General features: G+C 54.6%; 14 protein-coding genes. 9 read left to right on the top strand and 5 right to left on the bottom strand.

Annotated elements, in window-relative coordinates; translation table 11 throughout:
• Nucleotides 1-56 precede the first annotated feature (56 nt).
• Nucleotides 57-1,676 (top strand): phosphoenolpyruvate carboxykinase (ATP), encoded by a 1,620-nt coding sequence (gene pckA / locus ACUY4Q_RS01930; RefSeq protein WP_458045469.1) that lies wholly within the window; start codon nucleotides 57-59, stop codon nucleotides 1,674-1,676.
• 46 nt (nucleotides 1,677-1,722) lie between these two features.
• Here the strand turns inward: pckA and envZ are convergent, their stop codons facing one another.
• Together envZ and ompR are read right to left on the bottom strand one after the other, a co-directional pair.
• Nucleotides 1,723-3,078, bottom strand: a complete 1,356-nt coding sequence (gene envZ, locus ACUY4Q_RS01925; protein WP_458045468.1) for a two-component system sensor histidine kinase EnvZ — start codon at nucleotides 3,076-3,078, stop codon at nucleotides 1,723-1,725.
• Nucleotides 3,075-3,794: an osmolarity response regulator transcription factor OmpR gene (gene ompR, locus ACUY4Q_RS01920; RefSeq protein ID WP_001157751.1), complete on the bottom strand. Its 720-nt coding sequence runs from the start codon at nucleotides 3,792-3,794 to the stop codon at nucleotides 3,075-3,077. The genes envZ and ompR overlap by 4 nt, the downstream gene beginning before the upstream one ends.
• A 216-nt stretch (nucleotides 3,795-4,010) precedes the next feature.
• On the opposite strand from ompR, the gene greB reads away from it, so the two are divergent.
• The 5 genes from greB (at nucleotide 4,011) to feoC (ending at nucleotide 10,142) form a co-directional block, all read left to right on the top strand.
• Entirely contained in the window at nucleotides 4,011-4,484 is a 474-nt protein-coding gene (gene greB, locus ACUY4Q_RS01915) for a transcription elongation factor GreB (RefSeq protein WP_458045467.1), read from the top strand.
• Between the two features lie 96 nt (nucleotides 4,485-4,580).
• Nucleotides 4,581-6,908, top strand: a complete 2,328-nt coding sequence (locus ACUY4Q_RS01910) for a Tex family protein (RefSeq protein WP_458045466.1) — start codon at nucleotides 4,581-4,583, stop codon at nucleotides 6,906-6,908.
• Between the two features lie 411 nt (nucleotides 6,909-7,319).
• Nucleotides 7,320-7,547, top strand: a complete 228-nt coding sequence (gene feoA / locus ACUY4Q_RS01905) for a ferrous iron transporter A (protein WP_458045465.1) — start codon at nucleotides 7,320-7,322, stop codon at nucleotides 7,545-7,547.
• A gap of 21 nt (nucleotides 7,548-7,568) precedes the next feature.
• Entirely contained in the window at nucleotides 7,569-9,887 is a 2,319-nt protein-coding gene (feoB, locus tag ACUY4Q_RS01900; RefSeq protein WP_458045464.1) for a Fe(2+) transporter permease subunit FeoB, read from the top strand.
• 9 nt (nucleotides 9,888-9,896) lie between these two features.
• The gene (gene feoC / locus ACUY4Q_RS01895) at nucleotides 9,897-10,142 is read left to right on the top strand and encodes a [Fe-S]-dependent transcriptional repressor FeoC (RefSeq protein WP_458045463.1); all 246 of its coding nucleotides are present in this window, start codon (nucleotides 9,897-9,899) and stop codon (nucleotides 10,140-10,142) included.
• 39 nt (nucleotides 10,143-10,181) lie between these two features.
• Here the strand turns inward: feoC and ACUY4Q_RS01890 are convergent, their stop codons facing one another.
• A complete protein-coding gene (locus ACUY4Q_RS01890; protein ID WP_458045462.1) occupies nucleotides 10,182-10,451 on the bottom strand; it encodes a YdgH/BhsA/McbA-like domain containing protein in 270 nt (89 codons plus the stop codon).
• A gap of 118 nt (nucleotides 10,452-10,569) precedes the next feature.
• Nucleotides 10,570-11,343 (bottom strand): pimeloyl-ACP methyl ester esterase BioH, encoded by a 774-nt coding sequence (gene bioH / locus ACUY4Q_RS01885; RefSeq protein ID WP_458045461.1) that lies wholly within the window; start codon nucleotides 11,341-11,343, stop codon nucleotides 10,570-10,572.
• 38 nt (nucleotides 11,344-11,381) lie between these two features.
• Here bioH and gntX point away from each other — a divergent pair, with 38 nt between their 5' ends.
• From gntX to gntT, 3 genes are all read left to right on the top strand, one after another.
• Nucleotides 11,382-12,065 (top strand): DNA utilization protein GntX, encoded by a 684-nt coding sequence (gene gntX / locus ACUY4Q_RS01880; RefSeq protein WP_458045460.1) that lies wholly within the window; start codon nucleotides 11,382-11,384, stop codon nucleotides 12,063-12,065.
• A gap of 58 nt (nucleotides 12,066-12,123) precedes the next feature.
• Complete coding sequence (gene nfuA / locus ACUY4Q_RS01875) at nucleotides 12,124-12,699, top strand: Fe-S biogenesis protein NfuA (protein WP_458045459.1); 576 nt, start codon at nucleotides 12,124-12,126, stop codon at nucleotides 12,697-12,699.
• Nucleotides 12,700-13,032: 333 nt separating this feature from the next.
• On the top strand, nucleotides 13,033-14,349 hold the full coding sequence (gene gntT / locus ACUY4Q_RS01870; protein WP_458045458.1) for a gluconate transporter: 1,317 nt from the start codon (nucleotides 13,033-13,035) through the stop codon (nucleotides 14,347-14,349).
• A 140-nt stretch (nucleotides 14,350-14,489) separates the two neighbouring features.
• Here gntT and malQ read toward each other — a convergent pair whose 3' ends face one another.
• Entirely contained in the window at nucleotides 14,490-16,580 is a 2,091-nt protein-coding gene (malQ, locus tag ACUY4Q_RS01865; RefSeq protein WP_458045457.1) for a 4-alpha-glucanotransferase, read from the bottom strand.
• Nucleotides 16,581-16,582 lie beyond the last annotated feature (2 nt).

The raw sequence follows: 16,582 nt of genomic DNA, 5'->3' as shown, positions 1-16,582 counted from the left end.
GACGTGATAACAACCCTACAATTTCAGGCAGTACATCTTGGCTAAGGAGAAGTGACATGCGCGTTAAAGATTTAACCCCGCAGGATCTCAAGGCTTATGGTATCAATGATGTTCAGGATATCGTTTACAACCCCGACTACGATACGTTGTATCAGGAAGAGCTCCGTCCAGACCTGGAAGGATATGAGCGAGGCGTGTTAACGAATTCTGGGGCTGTCGCCGTCGACACCGGCATATTTACAGGCCGCTCGCCGAAAGATAAGTATATTGTCCGTGACGATACCACCCGCGATAGCGTCTGGTGGTCTGATAAAGGTAAAGGTAAGAACGACAACAAACCGCTCGCACCTGAAACCTGGCAACATCTTAAAGATCTGGTGACGCAACAACTTTCCGGTAAGCGACTGTTTATTATCGACGCTTTTTGCGGCGCCAACCCGGATACCCGTCTCTCTGTTCGTTTCGTCACAGAAGTGGCCTGGCAGGCACACTTCGTGAAGAACATGTTCATCCGCCCCACCGACGAAGAACTCACCGATTTCAACCCTGACTTTATCGTCATGAACGGGGCTAAATGCACCAACCCGCTGTGGAAAGAACAGGGGATGAACTCAGAAAACTTTGTGGCATTTAACCTCACCGAGCGCATTCAGTTGATCGGCGGTACCTGGTACGGCGGCGAAATGAAGAAAGGGATGTTCTCAATGATGAACTACCTTCTGCCGCTGAAAGGCATCGCGTCTATGCACTGTTCCGCCAACGTCGGTGAAAAGGGCGATGTCGCTGTTTTCTTTGGCCTGTCCGGCACCGGTAAAACGACCCTCTCTACTGATCCGAAACGTCGGCTGATTGGCGATGATGAGCACGGCTGGGACGATGACGGCGTGTTTAACTTTGAAGGCGGGTGTTACGCCAAAACCATCAGGCTCTCTGAAGAGGCTGAACCGGATATCTTCCACGCCATCCGACGCGACGCGCTGCTGGAAAACGTCACCGTGCGGGCGGACGGCAGCATTGATTATGATGATGCATCGAAAACGGAAAATACCCGGGTTTCCTACCCGATCTACCACATCGATAATATCGTCAAGCCAGTGTCGAAAGCGGGCCATGCCACCAAAGTGATTTTCCTGACGGCGGATGCGTTTGGCGTACTTCCTCCGGTTTCCCGGCTGACGGCGAACCAGACGCAGTATCACTTCCTGTCCGGTTTTACGGCAAAGCTTGCGGGAACAGAGCGTGGCGTGACGGAACCGACCCCCACCTTCTCAGCCTGCTTCGGCGCCGCTTTCCTTTCATTGCACCCCACTCAGTATGCAGAAGTGCTGGTAAAACGGATGCAGGCAGCCGGCGCACAAGCTTACCTGGTGAATACGGGCTGGAATGGAACGGGCAAGCGCATCTCCATTAAGGATACGCGTGCCATTATTGACGCGATCCTCGACGGCGCGCTGGATGATGCAGAGACGTTTACGCTGCCGATGTTTAACCTGGCCATTCCAACCGAGTTACCGGGAGTTGAAAGCCGGATCCTTGATCCTCGCAATACCTACGCCTCCCCAGAACAGTGGCAGGAGAAAGCCACTCAACTGGCTAAGCTCTTCATCAGCAACTTTGAGAAGTACACGGATACCGCCGCAGGCGCAGCGCTGGTCAGCGCCGGACCAAAACTGTAATTTTGCAACACGTAACAAACAAAACCCGCCAGATGGCGGGTTTTGTTTATGCGTTCTCTTTAGCTTGCACGCTGACGCGGGTGACCGGGATGGGTAACCAGGCCCGAATAGACAGCCCGCCACGCTCGCTAACACCCAGCTCCAGCAAACCATTGTGGTTGTCGACAATACGCTGAACAATCGCCAGCCCAAGCCCGGTACCGCTGGTGCTTCGTGCGCTGTCGCCGCGAACAAATGGCTGGAACAGATGCTTTCGTTGCTCAGGCTTGATACCCGGACCGTCATCTTCCACCTGGAACCAGGCGCGATTGAGTTCAGTACCGCTGCTGACTTTAATCCAGCCATTGCCATACCGGGCGGCGTTCACCACCATGTTGGCCAGCGCGCGCTTAATGGAAAGCGGATGCATGCGAACCTGAATGTCGCCCTCATGAAGCGCCGTTTCTATTTCACGCTCATAACCACTTTCTGCGGCCACCACTTCGCCGAGAACGGCGTTCAGCTCGGCCAGTTCCATCGGCATCTCCTGCCCGGTGCGCAGGTAGTCAATAAACTGCTCGATAATGGCGTTGCACTCTTCGATATCTTTATTGATCGATTCCGCCAGATAGCCATCTTCTTCGGCCATCATTTCGGTCGCGAGGCGAATACGGGTTAATGGCGTCCGCAAATCATGACTTACCCCGGCCATCAGCAGCGTTCGGTCATCCGCCAGCTGCTTCACACCGGCTGCCATCTGGTTAAAGGCACGCGTCACTGAGCGAACCTCGGAAGCGCCATACTCGCGCAGCGGTTGTGGAATATGCCCTTTACCCACCTTAAGCGCGGCATGTTCAAGGTCGACAAGGGGTCGGTTTTGAATACGAATAAACAGCCACGCCCCCCCAATCGCCAGCAGCATGATCGCCAGGGTGTAGCGGAAAAGCGGTGAAAAGTCCCCCTGATGGATTTCCGTCAGGGGAACGCGCACCCAGATATTGGGGGAAAGCCAGGTTTTCAACCAGACCACCGGCGAGCTCTTGTTGACCTCAACACGTACTTCCGTCGGGCCACCCAGTTGCTGCGCCATCTGCTGGCTTAAGAATTCATAATGCTGCGCCCAACGCAAACCGGCGTCTTCAGCGGCTTCGTTCGAATATAGCGAAATACCCAATTCGCGATAAATCTCACGACGAAACGCCGGTGGAACCACCAGTTGAGTCCCATCCTCCAGTTGCAGTTTATCGGTCATCAGCATACGTACTTCGTAGGCGAGAACCTTATTAAACTGCTGAAGGCTGGGTAAAATCGCGAAGTTCAGCACCACGAGATAAGTTGTCACCAGGCTGACAAACAGCAGAGTGACAATCAGTAACAGCGTGCGTGCAAATGAACTTCGCGGCGAAAAGCGCATTCGCCTCATGCTTTAGAACCGTCCGGCACGAAGACGTAGCCCAGGCCCCATACGGTCTGGATATAGCGCGGGTGCGCCGGGTCCTCTTCCACCATGCGGCGCAGGCGGGAGATCTGTACGTCGATGGAACGTTCCATTGCGGAATATTCGCGACCGCGCGCCAGGTTCATCAGCTTATCGCGGGAGAGCGGCTCACGCGGATGGCTGACCAGCGCTTTCAGTACCGCGAACTCACCGCTGGTCAATGGCATTGGCTCATCTTCGCGGAACATTTCACGGGTGCCGAGGTTCAGTTTGAATTTACCAAAGGCGATGACCGCCTCTTCCTGGGAAGGCGCACCCGGCAGTTCATTGGCCTGACGGCGCAGGACCGCACGGATACGGGCCAGCAGTTCGCGCGGGTTGAACGGTTTTGGAATATAGTCATCAGCGCCGATTTCGAGGCCAACGATACGATCCACTTCTTCCCCTTTCGCCGTCACCATGATGATCGGCATTGGGTTGCTCTGACTACGCAGGCGGCGGCAAATAGAGAGGCCATCTTCGCCAGGCAGCATCAGATCGAGGACCATCAGGTGGAAGGATTCACGCGTCAGCAAACGATCCATCTGTTCAGCATTGGCGACGCTACGGACCTGGAAGCCTTGTTCAGTGAGATAACGTTCAAGCAATGCACGCAGGCGCATGTCGTCATCCACGACCAGGATTTTATAATTCTCTTGCATTGTTTTTACTCCCAAAGGTTCCGACAATTATGATGACGTATTCTAAAAAAGTGCACGTTAACAACCAGCGAAATCTGGTATAAATTCTAGTCGAAATTGTTACAAAGCATATTTAACAGTAGCTTATATGCATATAGCTTCACATAAATGATGAATTATCCGCACCTTAGGGCGTTTATTTGTAAAGACACCGATGAGTAAAAATAAGGCCAGAAGATGAAAACGCCGCTGATCACCCGTGAAGGTTACGACAAATTAAAACAGGAACTGGATTTTCTCTGGCGACAGGAACGTCCTGAAGTCACGAAAAAGGTCACCTGGGCGGCAAGCCTCGGCGACCGCAGTGAAAATGCTGATTACCAGTACAACAAAAAACGCCTGCGTGAAATTGACCGTCGGGTACGTTACCTGACCAAATGTCTCGAACACCTGAAAATCGTCGATTACTCCCCGCAGCAAGAGGGCAAAGTCTTCTTTGGTGCCTGGGTTGAGATTGAAAATGATGACGGCAACACCCTGCGCTTTCGCATTGTTGGCTACGACGAAATTTTCGGGCGTAAGGATTACATTTCGATTGATTCTCCTATGGCGCGAGCGCTGCTGAAAAAAGAGGTGGGCGACCTCGCGGTGGTGAATACCCCGGCCGGAGAAGCCAGCTGGTACGTCAACGAAATCGAATACGTAAAATGAGCCGGAACAATCTGAAGCCCCGGCCGATGACTGGCATTTTTGCCGGTCAATCCGTATAACTGTCGCTTAATTTTTTTACTCAGATGAAGCTAATCCATGATGAATGATTCTTTCTGCCGCATTATTGCAGGTGAAATTCAGGCACGCGCCGAACAGGTTGATGCAGCCGTTCGCCTGCTCGATGAAGGGAACACCGTGCCGTTTATTGCACGTTATCGTAAGGAAGTGACCGGCGGTCTGGATGACACGCAGCTGCGTAATCTGGAGACACGTCTGGGCTATCTGCGTGAACTGCAGGAGCGTCGTCAGGCAATCCTCAAGTCCATTGGCGAACAGGGCAAGTTGACCGAGTCGCTGGAAAAAGCCATCAACACCACCCTGAGCAAAACCGAGCTCGAAGACCTCTATCTGCCGTACAAACCGAAGCGCCGTACCCGCGGGCAAATTGCCATTGAAGCCGGCCTCGAACCGCTGGCTGATTTGCTGTGGAACGACCCTTCGCACCATCCTGAAACTGAAGCGGCCAAATTTGTTGATGTCGATAAAGGTGTGGCGGACAGCAAAGCCGCTCTGGATGGCGCACGTTACATTCTGATGGAACGTTTCGCCGAAGACGCCGCGTTACTGGCTAAGGTGCGTGATTACCTGTGGAAAAATGCCCATATCGTGGCGACCGTGGTCAGTGGTAAAGAAGAGGATGGGGCTAAATTCCGCGACTATTTTGACCATCACGAACCGATAGCTACTGCCCCGTCACACCGTGCACTGGCTATGTTCCGTGGGCGCAATGAAGGTGTTTTGCAGCTCTCTCTGAATGCTGACCCGCAATTCGACGAGCCGCCAAAAGAGAGCTATTGCGAGCAAATCATCATCGACCACCTCGGCCTGCGCCTGAACAACGCCCCGGCGGACAGCTGGCGTCGCGGCGTGGTGAGCTGGACCTGGCGCATTAAGGTGCTGATGCATCTTGAAACTGAACTGATGGGCACCGTGCGCGAACGTGCAGAAGATGAAGCGATTAACGTCTTCGCCCGTAACCTGCACGACCTGCTGATGGCTGCTCCTGCGGGCCTGCGCGCCACCATGGGCCTTGATCCCGGCCTGCGTACCGGCGTGAAAGTCGCGGTGGTGGACGGCACGGGCAAACTGGTCGCAACCGACACCATTTATCCCCATACTGGCCAGGCCGCAAAAGCGGCAACCGTGGTGGCCGCGCTGTGCGAGAAGCACAACGTTGAGCTGGTCGCCATCGGCAACGGTACCGCCTCGCGTGAAACGGAACGTTTCTACCTCGACGTCCAGAAACAGTTCCCGAAAGTGACCGGGCAGAAAGTGATCGTCAGCGAAGCGGGCGCGTCGGTCTATTCCGCTTCCGAACTGGCAGCGCTGGAGTTCCCGGATCTGGATGTGTCTTTGCGTGGCGCGGTCTCCATCGCCCGTCGCTTACAAGATCCGCTGGCCGAGCTTGTGAAAATCGATCCAAAATCCATCGGCGTTGGCCAGTATCAGCACGATGTCAGCCAGACGCAGCTCGCCCGCAAGCTGGACGCGGTTGTAGAAGATTGCGTGAACGCCGTGGGTGTGGATCTCAATACTGCCTCCGTGCCGCTGCTTACCCGCGTCGCAGGACTGACCCGCATGATGGCGCAGAACATCGTCTCCTGGCGTGATGAAAACGGTCAGTTCCAGAATCGTCAGCAACTGCTTAAAGTCAGCCGTCTCGGGCCAAAAGCCTTTGAACAGTGCGCGGGCTTCCTGCGTATCAACCACGGGGATAACCCACTGGATGCTTCAACGGTACACCCGGAAACCTACCCGGTAGTTGAGCGTATTCTGGCCGCAACGGAACAATCACTCCGCGACCTGATGGGCAATAGCACTGAGCTGCGCAAACTCAAGCCGTCCGACTTCACCGATGAGCAGGTGGGCGTGCCTACCGTTACGGACATCATCAAAGAGCTGGAAAAACCGGGCCGCGATCCGCGTCCTGAGTTTAAAACGGCGACTTTTGCTGATGGCGTGGAGACCATGAATGATCTGCTGCCCGGCATGGTGCTGGAAGGCGCGGTCACCAACGTCACCAACTTTGGTGCCTTTGTCGATATTGGCGTGCATCAGGACGGCCTCGTGCATATCTCTTCGCTTGCCGACAAGTTTGTCGACGATCCGCACACGGTGGTCAAAGCAGGCGATATCGTTAAGGTCAAAGTGCTGGACGTGGATCTTCAACGCAAACGTATTGCGCTGACTATGCGTCTGGATGAGCAACCCGGCGAAACCAATGCCCGCCGAAGCGGCGGCAGCAATCGTGAACAGGCACGCCCGGCAGCGAAAGCAGCAAAACCGCGTGGACGTGAAGCCCAGCCCGCAGGCAATAGCGCGATGATGGACGCGCTGGCGGCGGCGATGGGTAAAAAACGTTAAGCCCTCTCCCCTCCTTCGGGAGGGGAATATTTTTACCCCCTGTCAGCACGTCCTGCCACCTCTCCCGCGCAATATTTAATTAACAAATAAGAATCAATTGCATTATTTACAACATAAAGACGGCAATCTTAATAAAAAATTAAAATAAAGAAATAAACAGCCATTTTTATTCATACTTTTTAAGTGCTTATGAATATTAGGAAAACGAAAAAAATATTGCGCCATATCAACGATGCAGCGTTTTATGATTTCACTTGGGATGATATCGCGGTTAAATAAGTGTAGATAAAAACCATTCTCATTATCATTGTTCGTTCTGGTCATCACCTGGCACTCTGCCAACAAGCGAGTGGTTTCTTTATTTAATTCACCAGGCACAACAATAATTCGCGATAACGATAAGTAGGTTCTATGCAATTTCATCCTGAGAGTACGTGGAAAATAACCGGTTTCTCGCGCGAAATTAGCCCGGCGTGGCGCCAGAAACTCCTTTCTCTGGGTATGTTGCCCGGTTCATCTTTTAACGTGGTACGTGTGGCCCCCCTTGGCGACCCCGTACATATCGAAACACGCCGCGTTAATCTCGTATTACGTAAAAAAGACCTCGCGTTTTTACAACTGGAAGCCATTGCCGGTTAATCCTCACGGGTAAGATGAAATATGAAAAAGTTAACCATTGGATTAATTGGTAATCCGAACTCCGGGAAGACCACCTTATTTAATCAGTTGACCGGAGCCCGCCAGCGCGTGGGCAACTGGGCAGGTGTCACGGTCGAGCGTAAAGAGGGGCAGTTTTCTACGACCGACCATCAGGTCACGCTGGTCGACCTGCCAGGTACGTACTCACTGACGACCATTTCATCGCAGACGTCGCTGGATGAACAAATTGCCTGCCACTACATTCTGAGCGGCGATGCGGACCTGTTAATTAACGTGGTGGACGCCTCAAACCTTGAGCGTAACCTCTATCTCACCGTGCAACTGCTGGAACTGGGCATCCCCTGCGTGGTGGCATTGAACATGCTGGATATCGCCGAGAAACAAAAAGTCCGCATTGATATTGACGCCCTCTCGGCCCGACTGGGTTGCCCGGTGGTCCCGCTGGTCTCCACACGCGGTCGAGGCATTGACGCATTAAAACTCGCCGTCGATCGCCACCAGAAAAATAGCCCGGTTGAACTGGTGCACTATGCACAGCCGCTGCAACGCGAGGCCAACGCGCTCGCGGGGGAAATGGCCCAGGAAATGCCGCTGACTCAACGCCGCTGGCTTGGCCTGCAAATGCTGGAAGGCGATATCTATAGCCGTGCTTACGCGGGTGACGCCGCGCTGAAACTGGACGCGACGCTGACGCGTCTGCAACGTGAAATTGACGATCCGGCGCTGCATATTGCCGACGCCCGCTATCAGGCTATTTCGGCGATATGTGATGCGGTCAGTAATACCCTGACCGCCGAGCCCAGCCAGTTTACCGCGGCTGTCGATCGCATCATCCTCAACCGGTTTCTCGGCCTCCCTATTTTCCTGTTTGTGATGTACCTGATGTTCCTGCTGGCCATTAACATTGGCGGTGCCCTGGCACCTATTTTTGATGCGGGTTCTATCGCCATTTTTGTGCACGGCATTCAGTGGCTGGGATACACGCTGCACTTCCCGGACTGGTTAACAATCTTCCTCGCCCAGGGGCTGGGTGGGGGTATCAACACCGTACTGCCGCTGGTGCCGCAAATTGGCATGATGTACCTGTTCCTCTCTTTTCTGGAGGATTCCGGTTACATGGCGCGTGCGGCTTTTGTGATGGACAGGCTAATGCAGGCCCTCGGGCTGCCCGGTAAATCCTTCGTGCCGCTGATTGTCGGATTCGGCTGCAATGTGCCTTCGGTGATGGGAGCACGTACGCTGGATGCGCCGCGTGAACGGCTGATGACCATTATGATGGCCCCGTTTATGTCCTGCGGCGCGCGGCTGGCCATTTTCGCGGTCTTTTCTGCTGCGTTCTTCGGTCAGGAAGGCGCACTCATTGTCTTCTCTCTGTATGTGCTGGGGATCGTCATGGCGATTCTGACCGGACTGATGCTCAAACACACCATCATGCGTGGCGAAGCCTCGCCGTTCATTATGGAACTGCCGGTCTATCACGTGCCGCACCTGAAAAGCCTGTTGTTGCAAACCTGGCAACGGCTGAAAGGTTTTGTCCTGCGCGCGGGTAAAGTCATCGTTATCGTGAGCATTTTCCTCAGCGCGTTAAACAGCTTCTCCCTCTCGGGCAAAGCGGTTGATAACATTAATGATTCAGCGCTGGCCTCGGTCAGCCGCGTCTTTACCCCACTGTTGCAGCCGATTGGCGTACAGCCTGACCACTGGCAGGCGACCGTTGGCCTCTTTACTGGCGCGATGGCAAAAGAAGTGGTCGTCGGCACGTTGAACACGCTTTATACCGCAGAACATATTCAGGAAGCGCCTTTTGACCCTGCCGGGTTTAGCCTGACGGACGAATTAGGTACAGCCGCAGAAGAGACCTGGTCAAGCCTCAGAGATACCTTCAGCTTGAGCGTGCTGGCAAACCCCATTGAGGCCAGTAAAGGTGACGGCGAGATGGAAACCGGTACCATGGGCGTAATGAGTGAGAAATTTGGTAGCGCCAGTGCGGCTTACAGCTACCTGATTTTTGTCCTGCTCTATATTCCGTGCATATCAGTGATGGGGGCGATTTCGCGAGAGTCGAGCCGTGGCTGGATGGGCTTTTCTGTGCTCTGGGGGCTCAACATTGCCTATTCATTGGCGACCATATTTTACCAGGCCGCCAACGTTAGCCAGCATCCGACTTACAGCCTGGTCTGCATAATGATCGTCATCCTGTTTAATATTGTCGTCATTGGCGGTCTGCGGCGCGCCAGAAGCCGTGTTGATGTCAATCTGTTAGCCACCCGCAAAACAGCGGCCAGCTGCTGCGAAAGCCCGGCTGGGGACTGCCACTAAGGCGCGTCTATGGCATCGTTAATTGACGTTCGCGACCTGCTTGCATTGCAAGGCCGGATGGAAGCCAGCCAGCTTTGCCGCGCGCTGCATCTTTCTCGCCCGATGGTAGAAGCCATGTTAGGCCGCATGGAGGCGATGGGGAAAGCCGTACGCATTCAACAAGAGGCAGAAGGGTGTCTGACGGGAAGCTGTAAAGCCTGCCCGGAGGGAAAATCAGCCTGTCAGCAGGAGTGGTGGTCACTAACCGGTCGCTAAAAGCGGGCCATCCGGCCCGCGTTTTCACTCACTTTACGATTACTTGTAGACATCCGCCGTTGCATGGATGTCTTTTTCAGTTTTCTCGCCGCTGGTCACGACAAAATATTTGCCACCCAGCTCATCAGCTTTTTTGGACAGCTCTTGCTTCGCGTCCATCGGTGCGGTGGTATCGGACGTGGTGATAGTGCCTACCTTCGTCAGATTCATACCCTCGACTTTATCTTTTTGCAGCTCTTCTGCAGCCATCACGCCGAAGGACAGGGAACCAATAACCAGAGACGTAACAATTCCTGTAACTAATTTCATACCTATGATTCTCCTCAGGTTTCATAATTGTCGTGCAGGTGCGGGGCCAAGTTAAACGCACCGCAACAGCCACTTAAGTATTGTAGTGGGTTGACGATTATTCAAGCTGGTGTACCCGTTACGTTACAGATTCAGAAAAGGACCTTAACGTCATGGCAAAATCATCTGGATGAGAAATAAAAGGGGCATGGGCCGCTTTGGCAAAAATAATGGATTCACTCTGCGGCCATAGTGCGTCCAGCGGGGCGATAATCCGGCGTGGAACCAGGCCATCCAGTCGCCCGTAAATGCGCAGGAAAGGTAACGTCAGATCCGCCAGCGCATCCCTCAGGTCTGCTGTTTTCAGGATCTCCAGCCCGCCATTCAGCACCTCTGGTGTGGGCATGGGCAATGACAAAACGGCATTTTTTAGCTGGCGCGCATCCTGACGGGCTGTTTCGGTGCCCATTGTCTGCAAGGCCAGGAAGCGCTCCACCGTGCGCTGAAAATCGTCACTCAGTTGCCGCTGAAAATCGGCCAGCACGTCAGATTTAATGCCCGCCCAGCTTCCCTGCTCACTAAAGCACGGTGACGATGCCACCGTCACCAGACCACTGATGCGCGCAGGGGCCATTAACGCCGCCTGGCTTGCGACCAGTCCGCCCAGACTCCAGCCCAGCCAGACAGCACGTTCCGGCGCGCGTGCCAGCACACATTCAGCCATTCCCTCAAGCGTCATCGCCGGGAAACCGCTGCTGCGGCCATAACCCGGTAAATCGACCAGATGGAGGGTGAAATGCGAGCTCAGTTCAGCGGTTATGCAATCCCACACTTGCGCATTCAGCCCCCAGCCGTGAAGCAGCACAAGATGGCAATGTCCTTCGCCTTTGGTTTCCCACCAGATATCGTTCATCGGCTATGGTTCTCTTTCTTCAAACAAGGAGGTTGAACATGCTAACAGTGCCTGGCCTGTGCTGGCTATGCCGAATGCCGCTGGCCCTCGCTCACTGGGGGATATGCTCCTGTTGCGCCAGAACCCTTCCTCTTAAGGTGCCCGTCTGCCCCCGCTGTGCCCTGCCAGCGCTCAGCCGCACGCTACCCTGTGGTCGCTGCCTGCAAAAAATGCCGCCCTGGCAACAGATGGTGACGGTTAGCGGGTATATGCCCCCGCTCAGTCAGCTGGTGCATCAGATGAAATTTTCCCGACGCCCGGAAATGGCACTGGCCCTGGCACGCTTACTGTTACTGGCCGTCAGGGACGCTCGCAGAACCCGACACTGCCCGGTACCGGACATGCTGGTCAGTGTTCCCTTGTGGCAACGCCGTCAATGGCGAAGAGGGTATAATCAGAGCGACCTGCTTTGTCGGCCGCTGGCGCGCTGGCTCGGCTGCCGTTATGAGCCTGCTGCCCTGACACGCACGCGCATGACCCGCATCCAGCATCAACTGAGCGCCCGCTTGCGTAAACGCAACCTGAAAAATGCCTTTCGCCTTGAATTGCCGGTCCAGGGACTCCATATGGTTATCGTGGATGATGTCGTCACTACCGGTAGCACCGTCGCGGAGATGAGCCAACTGCTGTTACGCAATGGCGCCGCGACTGTTCAGGTATGGTGCCTGTGTCGAACCTTGTAGAGCCTCGATGATGGGCGTATTATAACCAAGTAAAATAGTCAACTATTAGGCCATTGCTATGATCCATATCTCCGATGCCGCGCAAGCGCATTTTGCTAAATTGCTGGCAAATCAGGAAGAAGGGACGCAAATTCGCGTGTTTGTGATTAACCCAGGCACGCCAAACGCAGAATGCGGCGTTTCTTATTGCCCGCCAGATGCAGTGGAAGCCGCTGACACCGCCCTGGAATTCGCGCAACTTACCGCCTATGTCGATGAGTTAAGCGCCCCGTATCTGGAAGATGCGGAAATTGATTTTGTTACCGATCAGCTCGGTTCTCAGCTGACGCTGAAAGCTCCTAACGCCAAAATGCGTAAAGTGGCCGATGACGCACCGCTGATGGAGCGTGTTGAATACATGTTGCAGGCAACGGTTAACCCACAGCTGGCAGGCCACGGTGGTCGCGTGACGCTGATGGAAATCACCGACGACGGCTACGCTATCCTTCAGTTCGGCGGCGGTTGTAACGGGTGTTCGATGATTGATGTCACCCTGAAAGATGGGATCGAAAAGCAGCTGCTGGCTGAATTCCCTGACCTCAAGGGCGTGCGTGACCTGACCGAACACCAGCGCGGCGAACACTCCTACTACTGATTGCAGCCCTCCACACGTTCTCCTGCCCGCCGGGAGAACGTGTTACCCGTATCTCTGGACCCTCATTCCCCGCATTTATTTTCAATCATTTCTCGCCGTTAATATGACCCACATCTCACTTCACAAATTTACCCCCCGCAGGTCATTCTCTTTTCGATGATGTTACCCGTATCATCCGCGCAGGTACCAATATTATAAAAACATCCAGCGACTATTTTTAAATAGGGATGTAAGGCGTACCGATGCCATATACCGGGTTTTCTCTCTTTGAAAATTCAGTATGAGCTTAAGAAACACTGACGTTACCCATAACAAATTAAGGCCAGGTAAATCATGCCATTAGTCATCGTTGCTATCGGTGTAATCTTGTTGTTGTTATTAATGATCCGCTTCAAGTTGAACGGATTTATTGCCCTGGTTCTGGTGGCGCTGGCCGTCGGAATGATGCAGGGAATGCCTCTGGATGCGGTGATCAAATCGATCAAAGCGGGTGTCGGCGGAACCCTGGGCAGCCTTGCGCTGATCATGGGCTTCGGTGCGATGCTCGGTAAACTGCTGGCAGATTGCGGAGGCGCACAGCGCATCGCGACAACCCTGATTGCGAAATTTGGTGAGAAACATATTCAGTGGGCGGTTGTACTGACCGGCTTCACCGTTGGTTTCGCCCTGTTCTATGAAGTGGGTTTTGTGCTGCTGCTGCCGCTGGTCTTCACCATCGCAGCGTCTGCACGTATTCCCCTGCTGTACGTCGGCGTGCCGATGGCAGCCGCATTGTCCGTGACCCACGGCTTCCTGCCCCCACATCCTGGCCCGACCGCCATCGCCACCATCTTCCATGCCGATATGGGTAAAACCCTGCTGTACGGTACGCTGCTGGGGATTCCGACGGTCATTCTGGCAGGCCCGGTGTATGCGCGTTTCCTGAAAGGTATCGATAAACCGATCCCGGAAGGTCTGTACAACAAAAAAACCTTCACCGAAGAAGAGATGCCTGGCTTTGGTGTCAGCGTCTGGACCTCCCTGGTGCCGGTTGTCCTGATGGCTCTGCGCGCGGTCGCTGAAATGCTGCTGCCAAAAGGCCACGCTATTCTGCCGTACGCCGAGTTCTTTGGTGACCCGGTGATGGCCACCCTGATTGCCGTCTTGATCGCCGTCTTCACCTTCGGCCTGAACCGTGGCCGTTCCATGGACGACATCAACGACACCCTGACCAGCTCAATCAAAATCATCGCCATGATGCTGCTGATTATCGGCGGTGGCGGTGCGTTCAAGCAGGTTCTGGTTGATAGCGGCGTGGATAAATACATCGCTTCGCTGATGCATGGTACCAATCTGTCGCCTATTTTCATGGCGTGGTCTATTGCTGCGGTGCTGCGTATTGCCCTGGGTTCAGCCACTGTTGCCGCGATTACCGCAGGCGGGATTGCCGCTCCGCTGATCGCCACCACCGGCGTGAGTCCTGAACTGATGGTAATCGCCGTCGGTTCCGGTAGCGTGATTTTCTCTCACGTTAACGATCCGGGCTTCTGGCTGTTCAAAGAGTATTTCAACCTGACCATCGGTGAGACCATGAAATCCTGGTCCGCGCTGGAGACCATCATCTCGGTCTGCGGTCTGGTAGGCTGCTTGCTGTTGGCAATGGTGGTGTAAACCCAAACCCTGCGGATGGCGGCGTAAACGCCTTATCCGTCCTACGGATGTGTAGGCCTGATAAGCGAAGCGCCATCAGGCACCCCAGTAGTGCAAAGGTTGCCAATAAAAAAACCCACCGTCTGGTGGGTTTTTTGCTTTTACTTTTTCTTCCCGGCCGCCCTTCGGCGCTTATCCAGGTCCTTAATCAGCTTGTTCACGCTTTCGTTGGCGAACATCGTCTCAAGTGAATTGGACAGCTTGCGCCGCCAGTTCTTGTACTGGTAACTGGTACCCGGAATATTCACCGGCCCGGCCATATTCAACCAGTCTTCCGGTTGTAGCCCGAGCAGCGCGCTGTTGCTGTCAGCAATGTAGCGCTGCATGCCACGGTTCAATACCGCAGTCATCGGCATCCGCGAGGCTTTGCGCCCCACCTTTTTCGGCAAACAGCCATGGGCATGCAGGGCATCAAGTAACCCCTGTTTTGCCAGTTCCCGATCGTGGAACAACCCACGTAACACGACTTCATCCGGGTACAACCCCAGCGTTTTCCCGAGCGTCAGATCGCCGCTTTCCCAGTAGCCACGTAAAGTAGGTAAATCATGGGTCGTGGCGACGGCCATGGATTGTTCCGGGTACGCTTTTGGCGCACGGAACTGCTTCTCATGGTCGCTTTCGAAATAGAGCACCTTGTAGGAGTAAACGCCGCTGTCGCGCAGTTTACTGACGATTTCAACCGGCACCGTCCCAAGGTCTTCGCCAATCACCATGCACTGGTGACGCTGACTTTCCAGCGCCAGGATCGACAAGAGATCGTCGACCGGGTACTGCACATAGGCACCGTGATCCGCTGTTTCACCGTAAGGTATCCACCACAAACGCAGCATCGACATCACATGATCGATACGCAACGCGCCGCAGTTTTTCATGTTGGCTCGTAGCAAATCGATAAACGGCTCATAGCCGCGCGCAGCGGTAATGTGGGGATCCATCGGTGGAAGCCCCCAGTTCTGCCCCAAAGGACCAAGAATATCCGGTGGCGCACCCACCGAGGCTTTCAGGCAATACAATTCGCGATCGCACCAGGTCTCCGCCCCGCCCTCGGCCACGCCGACCGCCAAATCGCGGTAGAGGCCAATCGGCATCGCAAAGCCTTGGCTGGTCTCCCAGCACTCTGCGAACTGCGTGTACGCCAGCCATTGCAACCACAGGTAAAAGCTCACCTCATCCGCATGTTCAGTACAAAATGCCTTCACCTGCGGAGTATCGATTGACTGATATTCTTCCGGCCAGGCGGGCCAGCCCCAGCGTAGCTCGTCTTCTTTTACCTGGTTCGCATGCAGCGCATCGAACGCCGTCTGCCAGTAGAGGCTCTCACCTTCCTGCTTCACGAAACTGTCGAATGCCGCGCGGGCATCATCACCCGCTTTGCGCGTACAGAACTGCTGCCAGGCCAGACGTAAGCCTGCGAGCTTTAATGCCGTCACCGTGGAGTAATCCACAAATTCAGCATCACGCGCCGCATTTAGCGAGGCTTGTGTGGTAGGCAGTTTCCACCAAGCCTGGGCCTCTTTGCTGGCACGGAAATCCTCAACCGCATTCACATCGATATAGATGACATTCATCCAGCGACGGGAAGAGGGGCTGTATGGGCTGGCGCTCTCCGGGTTAGCCGGATATAGCGCATGAATCGGGTTTAAGCCGATAAACGCGCCGCCGCGATTTGCGACCTCCGTCAGCATCGCTTTCAGATCGCCGAAATCGCCAATACCCCAGTTCTTTTCGGAACGCAGGGTATAGAGCTGCACGCAGGCACCCCATAATTTCTTGCCTTCCAGCAAAGCCTGCGGCTCATAGCAGCGTTTCGGCGTCACAATCAACCGACAGTGCCAGCGCTGCTCATCCTGACGCAGCGTGAGCGTATGATAACCCTGCGGTAATTTCCCCGGCAGCGAGAGAGAGTTCCCCGCCTCAACCCGGCCCCGAAGCTGCAGCCCCTGCTCCGTAGTGATTACCCAGTCGTAACTTCCCTTGCCTTCAACGGGCAGAGATTTGCGTTTGCCCTGGTGAAACACCAGCACACGAGGTACCGGCTCCCCCGTGGGGGGAGTTGCCGCAGCGTGGTGCATGGCCTCCAGCAAACGCCGTTTGGTTTCAGCACCGATAGACTGCGGTTTGCCGTGCGCATTAATGTAATCCGGGCTAATACCCGCTGCCAGCGCGGCACTTTCAAGACGTTTACTCACCATGC

The sequence above is a fragment of the Phytobacter cepae genome (assembly GCF_054165735.1).
This window is presented reverse-complemented; position numbering and strand designations above follow the sequence as displayed.